Origin of the sequence: Streptomyces sp. NPDC048383, assembly GCF_040651775.1 — a bacterium.
GTDB lineage: Bacteria > Actinomycetota > Actinomycetes > Streptomycetales > Streptomycetaceae > Streptomyces.
In genome coordinates, this window is record NZ_JBEZKS010000013.1 from 135,989 (window position 1) to 153,102 (window position 17,114).

A 17,114-nucleotide genomic window follows, 5' to 3' on the forward strand; every position below is an offset into this window, starting at 1 on the left:
GAAGGGCCGACCGTACGAGAAGAAGGACCCCATGCTCCTGGTGCCCCTCTACGAGCACCCCGCCGACCGTCCCGACGCCTGGGAGCGGCTGATCCGCTCCGCGGGCCGGCTGCACTCGGTGGTGCTCAACCCCGACAGCGGCCCGGGCGCGGCCCGTGACGAGCGGTTCGCCGCCGTCGCCGAACGCCTCCGCGACGCCGGCGTCGCCGTCCTCGGGTACGCCGACACCGACTACGGGCGGCGCCCGCACGGGGCCGTCGTCCAGGACCTGCTCCGACACCGCGACTGGTACGACACCGACGGGGCCTTCCTCGACCAGGCCGCCGCCGGGCCGGAACTCCTGCCGCACTACACGCGCCTCGCCGTCGCCGCCCGGGCGGCCGGCGCCCGTACGCTCGTCCTGAACCACGGCGTCCACCCGCACCCCGGCTACGCCGGGCTGGCCGACCTGCTCGTCACCTTCGAGGGGCCCTGGGACGCCTACCGGGACGAGGCCACCGCCCCGTCCTGGACTGCCGACCACCCCGCGCAGCGCTTCTGCCACCTCGTGTACGCCGTCCCCCCGGACGCGCCCGCCGCCGAACTCGCGGCGCAGCGCCGGGCGGGGGTGCACTGCGCGGTCCCCGGTACGGGCGCGCACCCGTGGGGGACCCTCCCGTACGCCGTGGAGGCGGCCGGATGAAGCGTTTCGCCGCCCTCGTGGTCACGGCGCTGCTGCTGCTCACGGCCTGCTCCTCCGAGCCGGACGACGAGGACCCGGCGCCGGCCCCGGAGCCGGCGCCGGGGGAGCGCTGGAAGCCCGCGCCGGGCATCGGCTGGCAGTGGCAGCTGAGCGGCGGGCTCGACACCTCGATCGACGTGCCGGTCTACGACGTGGACGGGTTCACCACCACCAAGGAGCAGGTCGCCGGGCTGCGCAAGGACGGCCGCCGCACCATCTGCTACCTGTCCACCGGCGCCTGGGAGGACTTCCGGCCCGACGCGGGCGACTTCCCGAAGTCGCTGCTCGGCAAGGGCAACGGGTGGAAGGGCGAACGCTGGCTCGACATCCGCCGGCTCGACGCGCTCGAACCGCTCATGGCGGCCCGGTTCGACATGTGCCGGGACAAGGGCTTCGACGCGGTGGAACCCGACAACATGGACGGCTACGACAACGCCTCCGGGTTCCCGCTCACGGCCGACCACCAGCTCGCCTACAACCGGCTGATCGCCCGCCTCGCGCACGACCGGGGGCTGTCGGTCGGCCTGAAGAACGACCTCGACCAGATCCCGCAGCTGGTCGACGCGTTCGACTTCGCGGTCAACGAGCAGTGCGCCGAGTACCGCGAGTGCGAGCGGCTGACCCCGTTCATCGCGGCGGGCAAGGCCGTGTTCCACGTCGAGTACGAGCTGCCCGCGGACCGGTTCTGCGCCCGCTCCAGGGAGCTGAAGCTCAGCTCCCTGGAGAAGAAGTACGAACTGGGGGCTTGGCGCAAGGCCTGTTAGGCCGTCACTGTCGGATCCGGTCGGTCGGATCCGGTCGGTCGGATCCGGTCGGTCGGGGCCGGCCGGCTCGGTCAGGCGGGGAGGATCGCGTGGACGCGGTAGCCGCCGCCGAAGCGGGGGCCGGCGAAGCAGGATCCGCCCAGGGCGACGGCCCGTTCGCGCATGCCGAGCAGGCCGTGCCCGCCGTGCGGATCGATCGGCTCCGGCGACGGGTCGGCCCCGTCGCCCCCGTCGTCGAGCACGGTGACCTCCACCGAGGCGCCGACCCGCACCACGCTCACCTCGGCCCGGGCCCCCGGGCCGGCGTGCTTGCGGACGTTGGTCAGCGCCTCCTGGATGACCCGGTAGGCCGTCAGGTCCACGGGCGAGGGCAGCGCCGTCCGCTCCCGTCCCAGCTCCACGAACACCTCCACCGGCAGGCCGGCGTTGCGGAAGGTGTCCAGCAGCCCGTCCAGTACGGCCAGTCCGGGCGCCGGCTCCGTCGGGGCCTCCGGGTCGCCGGACTGCCGCAGCAGGCCGACGGTGGCCCGCAGCTCGTTCAGCGCGGAACGGCTGGCCTCCCGTACGTGCGCGAGGGCCTCCTTGGCCTGGTCCGGGCGCCGGTCCATGACGTGTGCCGCGACGCCCGCCTGCACGTTGACCAGGGCGATGTGGTGGGCGACCACGTCGTGCAGGTCCCGGGCGATGCGCAGCCGTTCCTCCGCGACCCGGCGCCGGGCCTCCTCCTCGCGGGTGCGTTCGGCCCGTTCGGCGCGTTCGCGTATCGCGTCGACGAAGGCCCGGCGGCTGCGGACCGCGTCACCGGCCGCCGCGGCCATCCCGGTCCAGGCGAAGATGCCGAGGTTCTCCTGCGCGTACCAGGGCAGCGGGCCGGCCAGCATGGCCACGCCCGTCAGTCCGGCCATGGTGAGCAGCCCTATCCGCCAGGTCGTGGGCCGGTCGGTGCGGGACGCCACCGTGAACAGGGCGATCACCGCGCACATCACGACGGGCGCCCGCGGTTCGCCGGTCGTCAGTTCCAGCAGCGACAGCCCGCAGGTGACGGCGAGCACGGCGCGCGGCCGTCTGCGCCGCTCCACCAGGGTCGCCGCGCCGAGCAGCATCAGCAGCAGGGAGAACGGCTCCGGGGCGCGCGTCCCGAAGGTGGGCCCGTGCGGTCCGTGCGGGTCGGCGAAGGATCCGACGACCATCGCCGCGAACGCCCCGACCGCGAGAGCGGCGTCGGTGGCCAGCGGATGGATCCGCAGCCACTGCCGGGTACGGGCGAACGGCCCGGGGTCTGTGCTCACCCGGACACGGTACGGGCTGCCGCGCGGCCCGCGCCGGTCAGGCGGGCCGCGGCGGAGGCGGCGGCGGGGGCCGCCGGCCGAGCGGGGCCCGGGAGCGGGCGGGACCCCACTGGGCCCGGACCGCGCAGAGCGCCATGACGGCCGCGATGGCCGCCAGGTGCTCCTTGCCCGCGAGGTTGTTCTTGAAGACCACCTCGCCGATCATCACGACGACCACCAGGGCCCCGGTGAGGTACGCCCGGTAGCGCCAGCACACGTGGATCGCGAGGCCGACGACGGCCGCGGAGGGCCCGGTGTCGTTGACGATCCGGTCGGACTCCGGCAGGCCGAGGGGGTGGTCGGAGCCCAGCGAGAGGCCGATCCGGGCGTACGTGGTGCCGGCGAGGGTGGCGACGTACCCGATGAGCAGGGTCCGCCACCAGCCGACGCAGATCTCCGAGATCCCGAAGACCAGCAGGATCTGGGCGAGCGCCCCCCACACGGGCAGGTCCAGCGCCGGCACGCACAGCGACAGCGGGGTGCGCAGCAGCGCCAACCACAACGGATCGGCGGCTTTGACCGAGCCGAGGTCCTGGACCGGTTGGAAGCCCCAGGAGGTGTTCTGCACGATCTGGAAGACGGACGTCAGGCCCACCGCGCCGATCGTCATCGGGACGGCCCGCCACCCGTCCCGTACGAGCGCGTCCCGGACGGTCCCGAACAGGGGACCCCACTCCCGGTGGGCGAAGCGTCGCAGGGGGGCCGTCGTCCGTGCTGTCACCTCATCGTCTCCAGATGTCTGCGATGCAGCCACTTCGGCAGGCCGGGTGCCTCCAGGAAGCCCTCGGCCCGACCCGCCGCGATGCCGATCCGCAGCAGGTCGGAACTCTTCTCGAAGAGCATGAACCGCGGTTCCCAGATCGGCCGGTATTTGGCGTTGGCCCGGTAGAGGGACTCGATCTGCCACCAGCGGGAGAAGAAGCTCAGCAGCGAACGCCACATGCGCAGCACCGGACCCGCGCCGAGCCTGGACCCCCGCTCGAAGACGGAACGGAACATCGCGAAGTTCAGCGAGACCTGGGTGACGCCGATCTCCTTGGAGCGTTCCAGGAGTTCGATGACCATGAACTCCATCAGACCGTTCTCGGAATCGCGGTCACGGCGCATCAGGTCGAGGGAGAGCCCCTTGGGTCCCCACGGCACGAAGGACAGCACGGCGCGCAGGTCGCCGTTCCCGTCGGTGCACTCCAACATCACGCACTGGCCGTCGTCCGGGTCGCCCAGCCGGCCCAGTGCCATGGAGAAGCCGCGCTCGGTCGCGCCGTCGCGCCAGTCGTCGGCCCGCTCCAGCAGGACCTTCATCTCGGCGGCGGGGATGTCGCGGTGCCGCCGGATCCGGACGGTGTACCCGGCCCGCTTGACCCGGTTGTAGGCCTGGCGGACGGTGCGCATGGCCCGGCCGTCCAGGGTGAACTCGGCGGTCTCCACGATGGCTTCGTCGCCGAGTTCCAGGGCGTCCAGGCCGTGTCGGGCGTAGATCTGCCCGGCTTCCTCGCTCGCGCCCATCACGGCCGGCACCCAGCCGTGCTCGCGGGCCTGCGCCAGCCACGGTTCGATCGCCCCGGGCCAGGCCTCGGGGTCGCCGATGGGGTCGCCGGAGGCCAGCGAGACCCCGCCGACGACCCGGTAGGTGACGGCGGCCTTCCCGGTGGGGGACCAGATGACGGACTTCTCGCGGCGCAGCGCGAAGTAGCCGAGGGAGTCGCGGTCGCCCTGCTTGGCGAGCAGCGCCCGCAGCCGTTCCTCGTCCTCGGCGGTGAGCGCGTCGACGGCCCGGCGCGAGCGGAACGCGGCGAAGAGCACGGCGAGCAGCAGCAGCATCGACATCACGTTGATGAAGACGTCGACCCAGCCGGGCGTGGTGATCGCGTTGTACGCCTTGTCGTCGGGCGCCAGGGTGATCAGCCGCATCACGCCGTACCGCCAGCGGGCCAGGAACGTCGCGTCGGCCCGGTCGGCGTCGGAGTTGGTCGCGCCGACGAGGAGGGCGGCGATCAGCGAGGTGACGAGCAGGCCGACGGCGCCGACCGCGGTCGCCAGCTTCGGGTTCGAGCGGTCGCCCTTGGCGTAGAACTCGTGGCGGCCCAGCAGCAGGGCGCCGACGAAGGCGGCGGTCAGGGCGAGCGAGACCCAGTTCTGCGCGTGGTCGCGGAACTCCGGGTAGCAGAAGTCGAGTTCGCCACCGGAGCAGGGGGCGAGGGCGGCGACCGCGAAGGCCAGCAGCAGCAGTCCGCTGACGACGAGGTTGAGGATCCAGGCGGCCCGCTTGCGGCGGCCCATGGTGACCGCGAGCAGCAGCGAGAAGAGTCCGGAGGCGAAGCCGGCGGTGAGCAGGTACGGGGTGTAGAAGTCGGCGGTGTTGTGCCGCCGCAGGTCCTGGCCCAGCGACAGCCACACCGCGCTGAGGAAGTTGATGAAGGTGACGGCCCGCAGGTACCAGACCGCGAAGCCCGCGGCGCGCCGCGAGCGGGGGGTCCCCCTGCGGGTCTCCGGCCTTCCGGCGGGGTCGCCGCCGGAATCCTTCCTGCCGTCGGCACCCTTGCCGGCCGCCTGATCGAGGCTCCGGTCGGTCTCTGCGCTGGTCAAGCGGACCTCTCCCATGAAAAGCGATGATATGGGGCATCGCAGTCCACAGGCGTCGCGGGCGCCGCGGACCGGTCAGGTCCGCGGTGCCCGTCGCCTCAGTCCACCGGCGCTTCCACGGCCCGCTCCGGGAGGTCCGCCGCGAGTGCGGCTGCCGCCTGGACCAGGGGGAGCGCCAGCAATGCCCCGGTTCCTTCTCCCACTGTGACGCCGTGGTCGAGCACGGGGTTGAGTGCCATCCGATCGAGCGCCTTCGCCTGGCCCGGTTCGCCACCGGCCTGACCCGCCAACCACCAGTCCGGAGCGCGGAACGCGGCGCGTTGGGCGACCAGTCCGCACGCCGCCGAGACGACACCGTCAAGGATGACGGGCGTACGGCGCACCGCGCACTGGAGGAGGAACCCGGTGATCGCGGCGACGTCCGCGCCGCCGACCGTCGCCAACAGGGCCACCTGGTCGCCGAGGACCGGACGGGCCCGGCGCAGCGCGTCCCGGATCGCGGCGCACTTGCGCATCCAGGTCAGGTCGTCGATCGCGACCCCGCCGCGGCCGGTGACCACGGAGGCGTCCGTGCCGCAGAGCGCGGCGACGAGGGTGGCGGCCACCGTGGTGCCGCCCACGCTCAGGTCCCCGAGGACGACCAGGTCCGTACCGGAGTCGGCCTCCTCGTCGGCGATGCGGATGCCGAGTGTCAGGGCGGCCCGCGCCTCCTCGATCGTCAGGGCGTCCTCGCGGTCGATCCGACCGCTGCCGCGCCGGACGCGGTGGCGCACGACGTCCTCGGGCAGCAGTTCGGGATCGCAGTCCAGACCCGCGTCGACGATCCGTACGCCGGCGCCGAACCGGTCGGCCAGGATGGCCACCGGGCTGTTCCCGTCGAGGACGGAGCGGACCAGTGCGTGGGCGCTGCCGGCGGGCCGGGCGGAGACGCCCTCGGCGGCGATGCCGTGGTCGGCGGCGAACAGCACCACGCGCGGCCGCTCCAGGGGCCGGACCGGGACCCGGCCCTGCGCCGCGGCCAGCCACTCGGCGAGTTCGTCGAGCCGGCCCAGGGCGCCGGGCGGCACCACCAGGCGCTCACGGCGATCCTCGGCGTCACGCCGGACGCCCCCGTCGGGGCGCTCGATCAGATCGGAGAAGTCGTCGAGATTCAGCGTGGTCATCTGCCAGAGCGTACAGCCGGTGAGGCCCTGCCCAAGCCCCCCGCGCGCGGGGTCGACGGGCCCGTCCGGGGCCGGTTCGGCCCGGGTCGGGCCCGGGGGCCCGGCGCTACTCCTTGAGCACCGCGACCTGTCCCGCGACGACCAGCAGGACGTGCTCGCACTCGCCGGCCACCGCGTTGTTCAGCCGCCCCAGCTCGTCCCGGAACCGGCGCCCCGACGCGGTCGCCGGGACCACCCCCGAACCCACCTCGTTGCTGACCAGCACCACCGGGCGACGCGTCGCGCGGACGGCCGCCACCAGGTCGGCGACCCGCTCGCGCAGCCGCTGCCGCCCGTCGGTCGCCCACACCGCGTCGTCCCAGGCCCCGACCCGGTCCATCGCGTCGGTCAGCCACAGCGCGAGGCAGTCGATCAGCAGGGCCGGCCCGGGCGCCTCCAGCAGCGGTACCAGTTCGCAGGTCTCCGTCGTCCGCCAGCTCGCCGGCCGCCGCTCCCGGTGCAGACCGACCCGCTGGGCCCACTCCGAGTCACCGGCGCGGGTGCCGCCCGTGGCCACGTAGACCACCTCCGGGTAGCCGGCCAGCCGCCGCTCCGCCTCGTAGGACTTGCCCGAGCGGGCGCCGCCCAGCACGAGGGTCCGGCGCGGCACGTACGGCCCCTCGTGGTAGTCGCCGACCACCACCGTGGTGCCGTCCGGCACGACCCGCGCTCCGGCGGCCGCGCAGCGGCGCTCCAGTTCCCGCCCCGGCGGGGTGTCGTGGTCCAGGTGCACGGCGATCACGTCGGTGGCCGGGCCGATCGCCCCGCTCGCCCGCAGCCGCGCCAGCGCCTCGGGCCGGCCCGTCACGTCGGCCAGCACCATGTCGTACGCGCGCCGCGCCGTCGTCCCGTTGGTCCCGGCCGGCGCCCCGCCCGGCGGCAGGTACAGCAGCCGGCTGCCGTCGGGGCCGGTGACGTCGTAGCCGGTGCCCGGCGCGTCCATCGGGACCGCCCGCACCCGGTGCCCGCTGATCACCGTGACCTCACGCCCGTCCGGGACCCGCCCGGCCGCAGGCAGCCCCGGCGGCAGCTCGACGGGCGGCCCGTCGTGCGGATGGGTGAGCAGCACCTGCCGTACGCCGGCCAGCGAATGGCCGGCCCGGGCCCCGGCCAGCACGGCCCCGGGGGTCAGGTCGAGGAGCAGCGCCCCGTCCACGAGCACGGCGGTCGCCGCGCGGGACCGGGTGCCCACGGAGACCGCGCAGGCGGCGCAGGGACAGCCGGGGCGGGGCAGTCCTTCGGGTGTACCGGTGCCGAGCAGAGTGAGTTCCACACGGAGATCCTCCCGCGTCCTCGGGACTGCTGCGCGCCCGGTTACTCTGCGGGCACACTCAACGTGCAAGAGCGGACGAGCAGCGGAGGCGGACATGGCGTGGACGTGGCGGTTCGAGACGGCCGAGGGCACCGAGACCACTCCGGCGGTGACACCGGAGGAGTTCACCACGCAGGGGGACGCGGAGTCCTGGATCGGTGAGTACTGGAAGGACCTGCTGGAGGGCGGTACCGAGCAGGTGAAGCTGTCCGACGACGCCGGCACCGAGCTGTACACGATGAGCCTGCGAGCGGCTCTCGACGCCTGATCCGGCAACAGGTCGCCCGTCCCCGGCCCGAGGGCCGGGGCGGACGCTCCGGGGCGGCGTCAGCCGCGGACCCCGCACAGGTGCAGCAGCGCCGCGACCGCGCGGTACGGGTCGGTCCGCCCGGCGCGTTCCTCGGCGGCCAGCAGCCGCTCCAGTTCCTCGTCGCGGGGCAGTGCGTTCCCGGCCTCGGTGCCGTCGGTGAAGACCCGCACCCCGTACCAGGTGTGCAGGGGCGCCCCGATCCCGGACAGGGTCGCCGTCAGGCCGGCCAGCCGGTCGGCCCGTACGTGGAGGCCGAGCCGGTTCGTGTAGTCGACGGTGTCGAAGGCGGCCAGCGCGGCCGTCCAGTCACCGGCCTGGCCCGGCCGCATGGCGAGGGCGTCGCCGTTGCGCACGAGCAGGGACAGCAGGCCGCCCGGGGCCAGCATGCGGGCGAGCCCGGCCAGCATGGCGTCGGGTTCGGCCACGTACATCAGGACCCCGTGGCAGAGCACCACGTCGAAGCTGCCCGGCCCGAAGTGGGCGCCGGTCTCCCGACCGTCACCCTCCAGCAGCCGGACCCGGTCACGGATCCCGGCGGGTTCCGCGGCCAGGGCCGCCCGCGCGACCTCCAGCATCTCCGGGTCCTGTTCCAGGCCGGTGACCTTGTGCCCGGCGCGCGCCAGGCGCAGCGCCTGGGTGCCCTGCCCCATGCCGACGTCGAGGACCCGCAGCCGCTGCCCGACCGGGAAGCGGTGCGTGATCTGTTCCTCGACCTGCCGGCCGACGAGTTCCTGACGGACGGCGTTGCGCAGTCCGCCGAGACCTTCGAGCCATAGCCGGGAGCCGCCGGCGAAGCCGTCCCCCGGGGTCCCGGCCCGGCCGGGCGCCGGGGGCGTCCCTGCGGTCAGGGTCGTTCCCCGCGCTTGACCTGGGGCTTCGGCAGGCGCAGCCGGCGCATCTGGAGGGTGCGCATCAGGCCGTACGCGACGGCGCCGCGACGGGGCTCGTCCGCGAAGCGCTCGTTGAGCGCCTTGCGGAGCCGGATCACGAGGCCGATGGAGTCGATGACGATCAGGACGATCACGCCGAGCCACAGCATCAGGGCGATGTTCTGGATCGAAGGCACCCGGACCATGCTCAGCACCAGGATGATCACCGCGAGCGGCAGGAACATCTCGGCGACGGAGAAGCGGGAGTCCACGAAGTCGCGGACGTACCGGCGTACGGGGCCCTTGTCGCGGACGGGCAGGTAGCGCTCGTCGCCACTGGCCAGCGCCTCGCGCTGCTTGGCCATCTCCACGCGACGGCGCTCACGGGCTCGCTTGGCGTCCTCCTTGCGGTTGCCGGTCGAGGCCACCACGGCCTTGCGCCCCGACTGGGCCACAGCACGCTTCGGCGTCGGGCGGCCCTTCGGGGCCTGCGGGTTACGGGGCTGCGAGAGGTCGGCGCTCACCTTGTCGGTGGCGGCGGCCTTCTCTTCCTTGGAGGAGCGGCTACCAAACACAAAACCCAAGCCTACGTGGTCCAGGGCACGCACCCCACCCCGGCGGGGAACGATCCGGCAACGGCGGGCGTCTTCCCAGTAGCGGTTCCCCGTGGGCACTCCCGGGTATCCCCGGAGCATCCGGGGTTCTCGGGGATCACCTACTCCTTACGCCTGACACGGTGCGGGCGTAGTCGTCCTGGAGGAGGAGCGCATCCGTACTCGATCAGTGCGGTAATGGAGACAGGGCCCGTACTGTGGGTCCTGTCGGTGACCTTGAGCGAAGTCCGTCAGAAGGGGGCGCGCGAAGCCCATGAGCGGTGTCATGAAGCGTATGGGGATGATCTTCCGCGCGAAGGCGAACAAGGCCCTTGACCGGGCCGAGGACCCGCGCGAGACCCTTGACTACTCGTACCAGAAGCAGTTGGAACTGTTGCAGAAGGTGCGCCGCGGCGTCGCCGACGTGGCGACCTCCCGCAAGCGCCTGGAACTGCAGCTGAACCAGCTCCAGGGGCAGTCCGCCAAGCTGGAGGACCAGGGCCGCAAGGCCCTCGCCCTCGGCCGTGAGGACCTCGCCCGCGAGGCGCTGTCCCGCCGGGCCTCGCTCCAGCAGCAGGTCAGCGACCTGGAGGTGCAGCACCAGACCCTCCAGGGCGAGGAGGAGAAGCTGACCCTCGCCGCCCAGCGGCTGCAGGCCAAGGTGGACGCCTTCCGCACCAAGAAGGAGACCATCAAGGCCACCTACACCGCGGCCCAGGCGCAGACCCGGATCGCCGAGTCCTTCTCCGGCATCTCCGAGGAGATGAGCGACGTCGGCCTCGCGATCCAGCGGGCCGAGGACAAGACCGCCCAGCTCCAGGCCCGGGCCGGGGCGATCGACGAGCTGCTGGCGTCCGGCGCGCTCGACGACCGCAGCGGACTGGGCTCCAAGGACGACATCCAGGCCGAACTGGACCGCCTCTCCGGCGGCACCGACGTCGAGCTGGAGCTCCAGCGCATGAAGGCCGAGCTGGCGGGCGGCCCGTCGGCCCAGCAGCAGGCGATCGAGGGCGGCGCCCCCGGCGAGGGCCGGCCGTCGCCGACCCAGCACCGGTTCGACAAGCAGTAGGACGGGGCCCGTCATGATTGTCCGCATCATGGGGGAAGGCCAGGTGGAGATGGCCGACAGCCACTTCACCGAGCTCAACGCGCTGGACGACGAACTGCTCGCCGAGATGGAGCGCGGCGACGAGGAGGGCTTCCGGCGGACGCTGGGCGCCCTGCTGGAAGCCGTCCGGCGCCTCGGCGAGCCGCTCCCGGACGACGCGCTGGAGCCGTCCGAGCTGATCCTGCCCGGACCGGGCGCCACGCTGGACGAGGTCAGGTCCATGCTGCGCGACGACGGCCTGATCCCGGGCTGACCGCGCACCCGACCGCTCCCGATCGGCCGCGGACCGGGAAACCGACGTGCGATGGGCCCGCCCCCGTCGGGGGCGGGCCCATCGCGTCCGGCCGTCCGGTCCCGGTCACCGCGGCGGCTCCGGTTTCTCCAGGGCCGTCCGCTCCGGGTCCGGGGTCCCGCCGATGAAGTTCTCGAACCGGCGGCGCGGGTGCGCCCACCGGCGGTCGTGGTGGAAGGCGCGCAGCCCCGCCTTGGCCCGGGCGCGCGGGCGGTTCACGTAGAACCGCTTGGCGTACGGGGAACCGGGCCGGGCCAGGCGTACCGCGCCGATCAGCGCGACGAAGGGCACCACCAGGCCGAAGATCGCGGTGCGTGCCTTGCCCTTCCACAGGGCGATCAGGGTGAGGAAGAAGTTCGTGGCGGTGTTCATGACCACGAGCCCGCGGTTCTGCCGTTCGTCCGCGGTCAGCTCGTTGACCCCGAAGGGCAGGAAACCGCCCAGCACCAGGGCCACCAGCGCCGCCGTGACCACCACGACCTCCACGCTCTTGCGGCCCTGCTCGCTCCAGTACACGTCGTCGAGGTGCAGGATGAGCGCGAACTCGTCCAGCACCAGGCCGGCGCCGAGTCCGAAGAGCACCGCCGACAGGGCCGCCCCGAAGCCGTGCCGACCGCTGCCGACCGCACCGAACCCCCCGATGATCACGAGGATCACGCCCGGCACCACGTGGTGGACGTGGACCCCGCCCGGGGTGATGTTCTTGAAGGGCCCCCGGCCCGCGCGGATCAGCCGCGTGATCACCCGGGTGACGAGGAACGAGGTCACGAAGGACAGCAGGGCGAGCAACAGCGGGAGCTTCCCCGGTTCGACGATGTTGCGGTACCACCAGTGACCCATCGCACCAGCTCTCTGTGTAGCGGCTCCCGATTTGGCACGTAATACGCAATTTACCGCCCGGCGCGAGCGGGTAGCGTTCCCGCCGATGAAAGATTCGTTCGACGATCCGCCCCCCGTGCCGCCCGGCGAGCGCGCCTCCCTGCCCGACGGGCTCCGCTTCGCGTTCGGCACGCTGACCGTGCTGCCCGCGCGCATCACCCGCTGGGACCGGCCGGCCGCCCGTACCGGCATGGCCTGCGCGCCCGTCGCCGGGCTCGCCGTGGGCCTGCTCGCCGCCGTGCCCGGCGTCCTCCTGCTCCTCCTCGGCGGCGGCCCGCTGCTCGCCGCCGCGGTCACCGTCGCCGTACCGGCCGCACTGACCCGGGGCCTGCACCTCGACGGCCTTGCCGACACCGCCGACGGACTCGGCAGCGCCAAGCCCGCCGAGGCCGCCCTGCGGATCATGAAGCAGTCCGACATCGGCCCCTTCGGGGTCATCGCCCTGCTGATCGTCCTCCTCGTGCAGACGGCCGCCCTCGCCGACGTGTACGCCGACAGCTGGGTCCGGGGCGCGCTCGCCGGCGTGGCCGCCGCCGTCGCCGCCCGGCTCGCGATGACCCTCGCCTCCCGCGCGGGGGTTCCCGCCGCCCGCCCCGGAGGACTCGGCGCGGCCGTCGCGGGCGTCGTCCCGTGCCGCGCCGCCCTGGCCGTGGCCGGCCTGGTCACGGCCGCCGCCGCCCTGGCCGCCCTCCCGCTGGGCCTGCCCACGGCCCTCCAGTACGCCGCTTCGGTCCTGGCCGCCCTGGCCGCCGCCGAGTTGCTGCTGCGCCGCTGCGTGCGCCGCTTCGGCGGCGTCACCGGCGACGTGTTCGGAGCCGTCTGCGAGGTCGCCGCCACCACCGCGCTCGTCCTCCTCGCCCTGGGCTGACCCCGTCCCGTACCCGCCCCGCACCCGTCCCGCCGGTCACGCGGCGCGGCCGTGTACGTTCGGGGCGTGGACGAGAGCGTGGAGCAGACCCAGGACGGCGGCCCCATCAGGGTGCTGCTCGCCGACGACCAGGCGCTGCTGCGCAGCGCGTTCAAGGTGCTCGTCGACTCCGAACCCGACATGCTCGTCGTCGGGGAGGCCTCCGACGGCGCCCAGGCGTACGCCCTCGCCCGCGAACGGCGGGCCGACGTCGTCCTGATGGACATCCGGATGCCCGGCACCGACGGCCTCGCCGCCACCCGCATGATCAGCGCGGACCCGGACCTCGCCGGGGTCCGCGTCGTCATGCTGACCACCTTCGAGGTCGACGAGTACGTCGCCGCCGCCCTGCGCGCCGGCGCCTCCGGCTTCCTCGGCAAGGGTGCCGAGCCCGACGAGCTGCTCAACGCCATCCGCGTCGCCGCCGCCGGCGAGGCCCTGTTGTCCCCGGCCGCGACCAAGGGCCTGATCGCCAGCTTCCTCGCCCAGGGCGGCCACGCCGAGGCCCCCGCCGCCGGCTCCGCGCACGCCGAACGGCTCGCCGCCCTGACCGGCCGCGAACGCGAGGTCCTCGTCCACGTCGCCGCGGGCCTGTCCAACGACGGCATCGCCGCCCGCCTGGAGGTCAGCCCGCTGACCGTCAAGACCCACGTCAACCGGGCCATGGCCAAGCTCGGCGCCCGGGACCGGGCCCAACTGGTGGTCGTGGCGTACGAATCGGGTCTGGTGCGGCCCCGCTCCGACTGATCCCCGGGGTGATCCGCCGGGCCGCGCAGTAGGACGGACTACTGCGGGTGCGGTATGCCGCGCATAAGGACGGGACCTGGGGGCGACGCAACCGCGCCCGCGCGTACGGAAGTCTGGCGTTGCCTCGCGTGTGCCCGACGGCACGCCCTCGTATACGTCACTGCAGAGAGATCCCACCCATGTCCTGGCTGTCCCGATTCAGCCTGGCCCAGAGAGCGCTGGTCGGCCTCGTGTCGATCGTCGCGCTCGTCTTCGGCGCCATAGCCATCCCTCAGCTCAAGCAGCAGCTGCTGCCCTCCATCGAACTGCCCATGGTGTCCGTGCTCGCGCCGTACCAGGGCGCCTCGCCGGACGTCGTCGAGAAGCAGGTCGTCGAGCCGATCGAGGCCACCCTCAAGGGCGTCGACGGCATCACCGGCATCACCTCCACCGCGAGCGAGGGCAACGCCCTCATCCGGGCCACCTTCGACTACGGCGACAGCGGCACCAAGCAGCTCGTCGCCGACGTCCAGCAGGCCGTCAACCGGGCCCGCGTGCGGCTGCCCGCCGAGGTGGACCCGCAGGTGGTCGCCGGTTCCACCGACGACATCCCGACCGTGATCCTCGCCGTCACCTCCGACAAGGACCAGCAGGCGCTCGCCGACCAGCTGGAGCGCTCCGTCCTCCCCGTCCTGGAGGACATCGACGGCGTCGGTCAGGTCAGCGTCGACGGCGTCCGGGACCTCCAGGTCACCGTCACCCCCGACAACGCCAAGCTCGCGGCCGCCGGCCTCGACGGCGCCTCCGTCGCCAAGGGCCTCCAGGCGGGCGGCGCCGCCGTCCCCGCCGGTTCCTTCGACGAGGAGGGCAAGAACCGCACCGTCCGCGTCGGCGCCGGCTACACCTCGCTCGCCCAGGTCGAGGACCTGCGGCTGAGCCCCGGCCCCGGGAAGCCCGCCGTCCGCCTCGGTGACGTCGCCGCCGTGAAGCAGGAGCCGGCCGCGGCCGCCTCCATCACCCGCACCAACGGCAAGCCCAGCCTCGCCGTCGTCATGACGATGGATAAGGACGGCAGCGCCGTCGCCATCTCGGACGCGGTCAAGGACAAGCTGCCCGAGCTGCGTTCCACCCTCGGCTCCGGCGCCGACCTGACCGTGGTCAGCGACCAGGGCCCGGCCGTCGCCAAGTCCATCTCCAGCCTCACCACCGAGGGCCTGCTCGGCCTGGTCTTCGCGGTGATCGTGATCCTGGTCTTCCTCGCGTCGCTGCGCTCCACCCTGGTCACCGCGGTCTCCATCCCGCTGTCCGTGGTCCTCGCGCTCATCGTGCTCTGGACCCGCGACCTGTCGCTGAACATGCTGACGCTGGGCGCGCTCACCATCGCCATCGGCCGGGTCGTCGACGACTCGATCGTGGTCCTGGAGAACATCAAGCGCCACCTCGGCTACGGCGAGGAGCGCGAGGCGGCGATCCTCACCGCGGTCAAGGAGGTGGCCGGCGCGGTCACCTCCTCCACGCTCACCACCGTCGCCGTCTTCCTGCCCATCGGCCTGACCGGCGGCATGATCGGCGAACTCTTCGGCTCCTTCTCCCTCACCGTCACCGCGGCCCTGTTGGCCTCGCTGCTCGTGTCGCTGACGGTCGTTCCGGTCCTGTCGTACTGGTTCCTGAGCGCGCCGAAGGGCGTGATCGCCGGGGACGCCGAGAGCGCCGCCGAGGCCCGCCGCGAAGCCGAGGAGAAGGAGGCCAACAGCCGCCTCCAGCGCCTCTACGTACGGGTCCTGGGCTTCGCCACCCGGCGCCGGCTGACCAGTGTGGCCCTCGCGGTGGTCGTCCTGATCGGCACGTTCGGGATGACCCCGCTGCTGAAGACCAACTTCTTCGACCAGGGGGAGCAGGACGTCCTGACGGTCAAGCAGGAGCTGGCCCCCGGGACCTCGCTGTCCGCCGCCGACGAGTCCAGCCGCAAGATCGAGAAGCTGCTCGGCTCCGTGGACGGCGTCAAGAGCTACCAGGTCACCGTCGGCTCCTCCGGCTTCATGGCCGCCTTCGGCGGTGGTACGGGCTCCAACCAGGCCTCGTACCAGGTCACGCTGAAGGACTCCGGCGACGCGGACGCCGTCAAGAAGCGCATCGAGGGCGGACTGGCGAAGCTCGACGGCATCGGCAGCACCCGCATCGCCGCCGGCGACGGCTTCGGCAGCCAGAACCTCAGCGTGGTCGTCAAGGCCGGCGACGGAGCCACCCTGGCGAAGGCCGCCGAGCAGGTCCGCACCGAGGTCGCGGCCCTCAAGGACGTCACCGACGTCCAGAGCGACCTGGCCCAGTCGGTGCCCCGCATCTCCGTCACCGCCACGCCCAAGGCCGCCGACGCGGGCCTGGACCAGGCCACGCTCGGCGCGGTCGTCGCGCAGGCCGTCCGGGGCAACCCGGCGGGCAAGGCCGTACTGGACGACACCGAGCGGGACATCGTCATCCGCTCCGCCAACCCGGCCACCACCCTGGCCGAGCTCCAGGCCCTCCAGGTCGGTCCGGTCAAGCTCGGTGACATCGCCGAGGTCAAGGTCGTGCCCGGCCCGGTCGCGATGACCCGGATCGACGGCGCCCGCGCCGCCACCATCACCGCCCGGCCCGTCGGCGAGAACACCGGCGCCGTCAGCTCCACCCTCCAGACGAAGATCAAGGCGCTGGACCTGCCCGCCGGGGCCTCGGCCTCCATCGGCGGCGTCTCCGAGGACCAGGACGAGGCCTTCGGCTCGCTCGGCCTGGCCATGCTCGCGGCCATCGCGATCGTCTTCATGCTGCTGGTCGCGACGTTCCGCTCGCTGGTCCAGCCGCTGATCCTGCTCGTCTCGATCCCCTTCGCGGCCACCGGCGCGCTCGGCCTGCTGATCCTCACCGGCACCCCCATGGGCGTCCCGGCGATGATCGGCATGCTGATGCTCATCGGCATCGTGGTGACCAACGCGATCGTCCTGATCGACCTGGTCAACCAGTACCGCGCCCAGGGCCTCGGCGTGGTCGAGGCGGTCGTCGAGGGCGGCCGTCACCGGCTCCGCCCGATCCTGATGACCGCCCTGGCGACGATCTTCGCGCTGCTCCCGATGGCGCTCGGCGTCACCGGCGAGGGCGGCTTCATCTCGCAGCCGCTCGCGGTGGTGGTCATCGGCGGTCTGGTCAGCTCCACCCTGTTGACCCTGCTGCTGGTGCCGACCCTCTACACGATGGTCGAGCTCCGCAAGGAGCGCCGCCGGGCGAAGAGGGCGGCCCGGCGGGCGCCCGTCCCGGCGCAGGCCGACACCCAGGACCCGGCCGAACCGGTCAAGGTCTGACCGGCAGGGCCCGTCGCACCCGTCCCACCCGTCCCACCCGTCCTACGTCCCGTCCCGGAGGTCCGCGTCCCGGGCCTCCGGGAGGGGCTCGGGCCCCGGACGGGCCGGGTGGGGCCCGGCGCGGCCCGCGTCGCACCGTTCGGCGTACGCGAAAGGGGCGCCCCCTCGGGGGCGCCCCTTTCGCGTAC

The 17,114-nt window shown here is 73.3% G+C and carries 16 protein-coding genes; 8 read left to right on the forward strand and 8 right to left on the reverse strand.

All coding sequences use genetic code 11. The annotated features are described in order from the left end of the window. Positions 1-31 precede the first annotated feature (31 nt). Positions 32-682 carry a spherulation-specific family 4 protein gene (locus AB0D46_RS12365; protein ID WP_362877273.1) on the forward strand — a complete coding sequence of 217 codons (651 nt, stop codon included), beginning with the start codon at positions 32-34 and terminating at the stop codon, positions 680-682. Further along, a complete protein-coding gene (locus AB0D46_RS12370; RefSeq protein ID WP_362877251.1) occupies positions 679-1,485 on the forward strand; it encodes an endo alpha-1,4 polygalactosaminidase in 807 nt (268 codons plus the stop codon). The genes AB0D46_RS12365 and AB0D46_RS12370 overlap by 4 nt, the downstream gene beginning before the upstream one ends. A 71-nt stretch (positions 1,486-1,556) precedes the next feature. Here the strand turns inward: AB0D46_RS12370 and AB0D46_RS12375 are convergent, their stop codons facing one another. The 5 genes from AB0D46_RS12375 to AB0D46_RS12395 all read right to left on the reverse strand — a co-directional run bounded on the left by AB0D46_RS12375 (position 1,557) and on the right by AB0D46_RS12395 (position 7,871). Further along, entirely contained in the window at positions 1,557-2,774 is a 1,218-nt protein-coding gene (locus AB0D46_RS12375) for a histidine kinase (protein WP_362877252.1), read from the reverse strand. Positions 2,775-2,811: 37 nt separating this feature from the next. Continuing rightward, positions 2,812-3,534, reverse strand: coding sequence for a hypothetical protein (locus tag AB0D46_RS12380; RefSeq protein WP_362877253.1), 723 nt, complete (start codon positions 3,532-3,534; stop codon positions 2,812-2,814). Beyond that, entirely contained in the window at positions 3,531-5,414 is a 1,884-nt protein-coding gene (locus tag AB0D46_RS12385) for a phosphatidylglycerol lysyltransferase domain-containing protein (protein WP_362877254.1), read from the reverse strand. Before AB0D46_RS12385 ends, AB0D46_RS12380 begins: the two co-directional genes overlap by 4 nt. Before the next feature lie 80 nt (positions 5,415-5,494). Continuing rightward, positions 5,495-6,559 (reverse strand): nicotinate-nucleotide--dimethylbenzimidazole phosphoribosyltransferase, encoded by a 1,065-nt coding sequence (gene cobT / locus AB0D46_RS12390; protein ID WP_362877255.1) that lies wholly within the window; start codon positions 6,557-6,559, stop codon positions 5,495-5,497. Positions 6,560-6,665: 106 nt separating this feature from the next. Beyond that, positions 6,666-7,871, reverse strand: coding sequence for a bifunctional adenosylcobinamide kinase/adenosylcobinamide-phosphate guanylyltransferase (locus AB0D46_RS12395; RefSeq protein WP_362877256.1), 1,206 nt, complete (start codon positions 7,869-7,871; stop codon positions 6,666-6,668). A gap of 94 nt (positions 7,872-7,965) precedes the next feature. Here AB0D46_RS12395 and AB0D46_RS12400 point away from each other — a divergent pair, with 94 nt between their 5' ends. Beyond that, positions 7,966-8,178 (forward strand): hypothetical protein, encoded by a 213-nt coding sequence (locus AB0D46_RS12400; protein ID WP_362877257.1) that lies wholly within the window; start codon positions 7,966-7,968, stop codon positions 8,176-8,178. Positions 8,179-8,237: 59 nt separating this feature from the next. Here the strand turns inward: AB0D46_RS12400 and AB0D46_RS12405 are convergent, their stop codons facing one another. Together AB0D46_RS12405 and AB0D46_RS12410 are read right to left on the reverse strand one after the other, a co-directional pair. Continuing rightward, positions 8,238-8,972, reverse strand: a complete 735-nt coding sequence (locus AB0D46_RS12405; protein WP_362877274.1) for a methyltransferase domain-containing protein — start codon at positions 8,970-8,972, stop codon at positions 8,238-8,240. Between the two features lie 92 nt (positions 8,973-9,064). Next, entirely contained in the window at positions 9,065-9,673 is a 609-nt protein-coding gene (locus AB0D46_RS12410) for a DUF3043 domain-containing protein (protein WP_362877258.1), read from the reverse strand. A 283-nt stretch (positions 9,674-9,956) separates the two neighbouring features. On the opposite strand from AB0D46_RS12410, the gene AB0D46_RS12415 reads away from it, so the two are divergent. Together AB0D46_RS12415 and AB0D46_RS12420 are read left to right on the forward strand one after the other, a co-directional pair. After that, positions 9,957-10,751, forward strand: a complete 795-nt coding sequence (locus AB0D46_RS12415) for a PspA/IM30 family protein (RefSeq protein WP_362877259.1) — start codon at positions 9,957-9,959, stop codon at positions 10,749-10,751. 13 nt (positions 10,752-10,764) lie between these two features. After that, the gene (locus AB0D46_RS12420; RefSeq protein WP_362877260.1) at positions 10,765-11,043 is read left to right on the forward strand and encodes a hypothetical protein; all 279 of its coding nucleotides are present in this window, start codon (positions 10,765-10,767) and stop codon (positions 11,041-11,043) included. A gap of 105 nt (positions 11,044-11,148) precedes the next feature. Here AB0D46_RS12420 and AB0D46_RS12425 read toward each other — a convergent pair whose 3' ends face one another. Next, a complete protein-coding gene (locus tag AB0D46_RS12425; RefSeq protein ID WP_362877261.1) occupies positions 11,149-11,922 on the reverse strand; it encodes a hypothetical protein in 774 nt (257 codons plus the stop codon). Positions 11,923-12,007: 85 nt separating this feature from the next. Between AB0D46_RS12425 and AB0D46_RS12430 the strand changes: the two genes are divergently transcribed. The 3 genes from AB0D46_RS12430 to AB0D46_RS12440 all read left to right on the forward strand — a co-directional run bounded on the left by AB0D46_RS12430 (position 12,008) and on the right by AB0D46_RS12440 (position 16,926). Then, positions 12,008-12,829 carry an adenosylcobinamide-GDP ribazoletransferase gene (locus AB0D46_RS12430; RefSeq protein ID WP_362877262.1) on the forward strand — a complete coding sequence of 274 codons (822 nt, stop codon included), beginning with the start codon at positions 12,008-12,010 and terminating at the stop codon, positions 12,827-12,829. Positions 12,830-12,895: 66 nt separating this feature from the next. Further along, complete coding sequence (locus AB0D46_RS12435; RefSeq protein WP_362877263.1) at positions 12,896-13,615, forward strand: response regulator transcription factor; 720 nt, start codon at positions 12,896-12,898, stop codon at positions 13,613-13,615. A 179-nt stretch (positions 13,616-13,794) separates the two neighbouring features. Beyond that, positions 13,795-16,926 (forward strand): efflux RND transporter permease subunit, encoded by a 3,132-nt coding sequence (locus AB0D46_RS12440; protein WP_362877264.1) that lies wholly within the window; start codon positions 13,795-13,797, stop codon positions 16,924-16,926. The last annotated feature ends 188 nt before the right edge of the window (positions 16,927-17,114 follow it).

What these genes read in the sequence shown, in the direction of transcription:
- AB0D46_RS12365 (WP_362877273.1), top strand. Translation starts at nt 32, where the DNA reads ATGCTCCTGGTGCCCCTCTACGAGCACCCCGCCGACCGTCCCGACGCC.
- AB0D46_RS12370 (WP_362877251.1), top strand. Translation starts at nt 679, where the DNA reads ATGAAGCGTTTCGCCGCCCTCGTGGTCACGGCGCTGCTGCTGCTCACG.
- AB0D46_RS12385 (WP_362877254.1), bottom strand. Translation starts at nt 5,414, where the DNA reads ATGGGAGAGGTCCGCTTGACCAGCGCAGAGACCGACCGGAGCCTCGAT.
- cobT (WP_362877255.1), bottom strand. Translation starts at nt 6,559, where the DNA reads ATGACCACGCTGAATCTCGACGACTTCTCCGATCTGATCGAGCGCCCC.
- AB0D46_RS12400 (WP_362877257.1), top strand. Translation starts at nt 7,966, where the DNA reads ATGGCGTGGACGTGGCGGTTCGAGACGGCCGAGGGCACCGAGACCACT.
- AB0D46_RS12415 (WP_362877259.1), top strand. Translation starts at nt 9,957, where the DNA reads ATGAGCGGTGTCATGAAGCGTATGGGGATGATCTTCCGCGCGAAGGCG.
- AB0D46_RS12420 (WP_362877260.1), top strand. Translation starts at nt 10,765, where the DNA reads ATGATTGTCCGCATCATGGGGGAAGGCCAGGTGGAGATGGCCGACAGC.
- AB0D46_RS12425 (WP_362877261.1), bottom strand. Translation starts at nt 11,922, where the DNA reads ATGGGTCACTGGTGGTACCGCAACATCGTCGAACCGGGGAAGCTCCCG.
- AB0D46_RS12430 (WP_362877262.1), top strand. Translation starts at nt 12,008, where the DNA reads ATGAAAGATTCGTTCGACGATCCGCCCCCCGTGCCGCCCGGCGAGCGC.
- AB0D46_RS12440 (WP_362877264.1), top strand. Translation starts at nt 13,795, where the DNA reads ATGTCCTGGCTGTCCCGATTCAGCCTGGCCCAGAGAGCGCTGGTCGGC.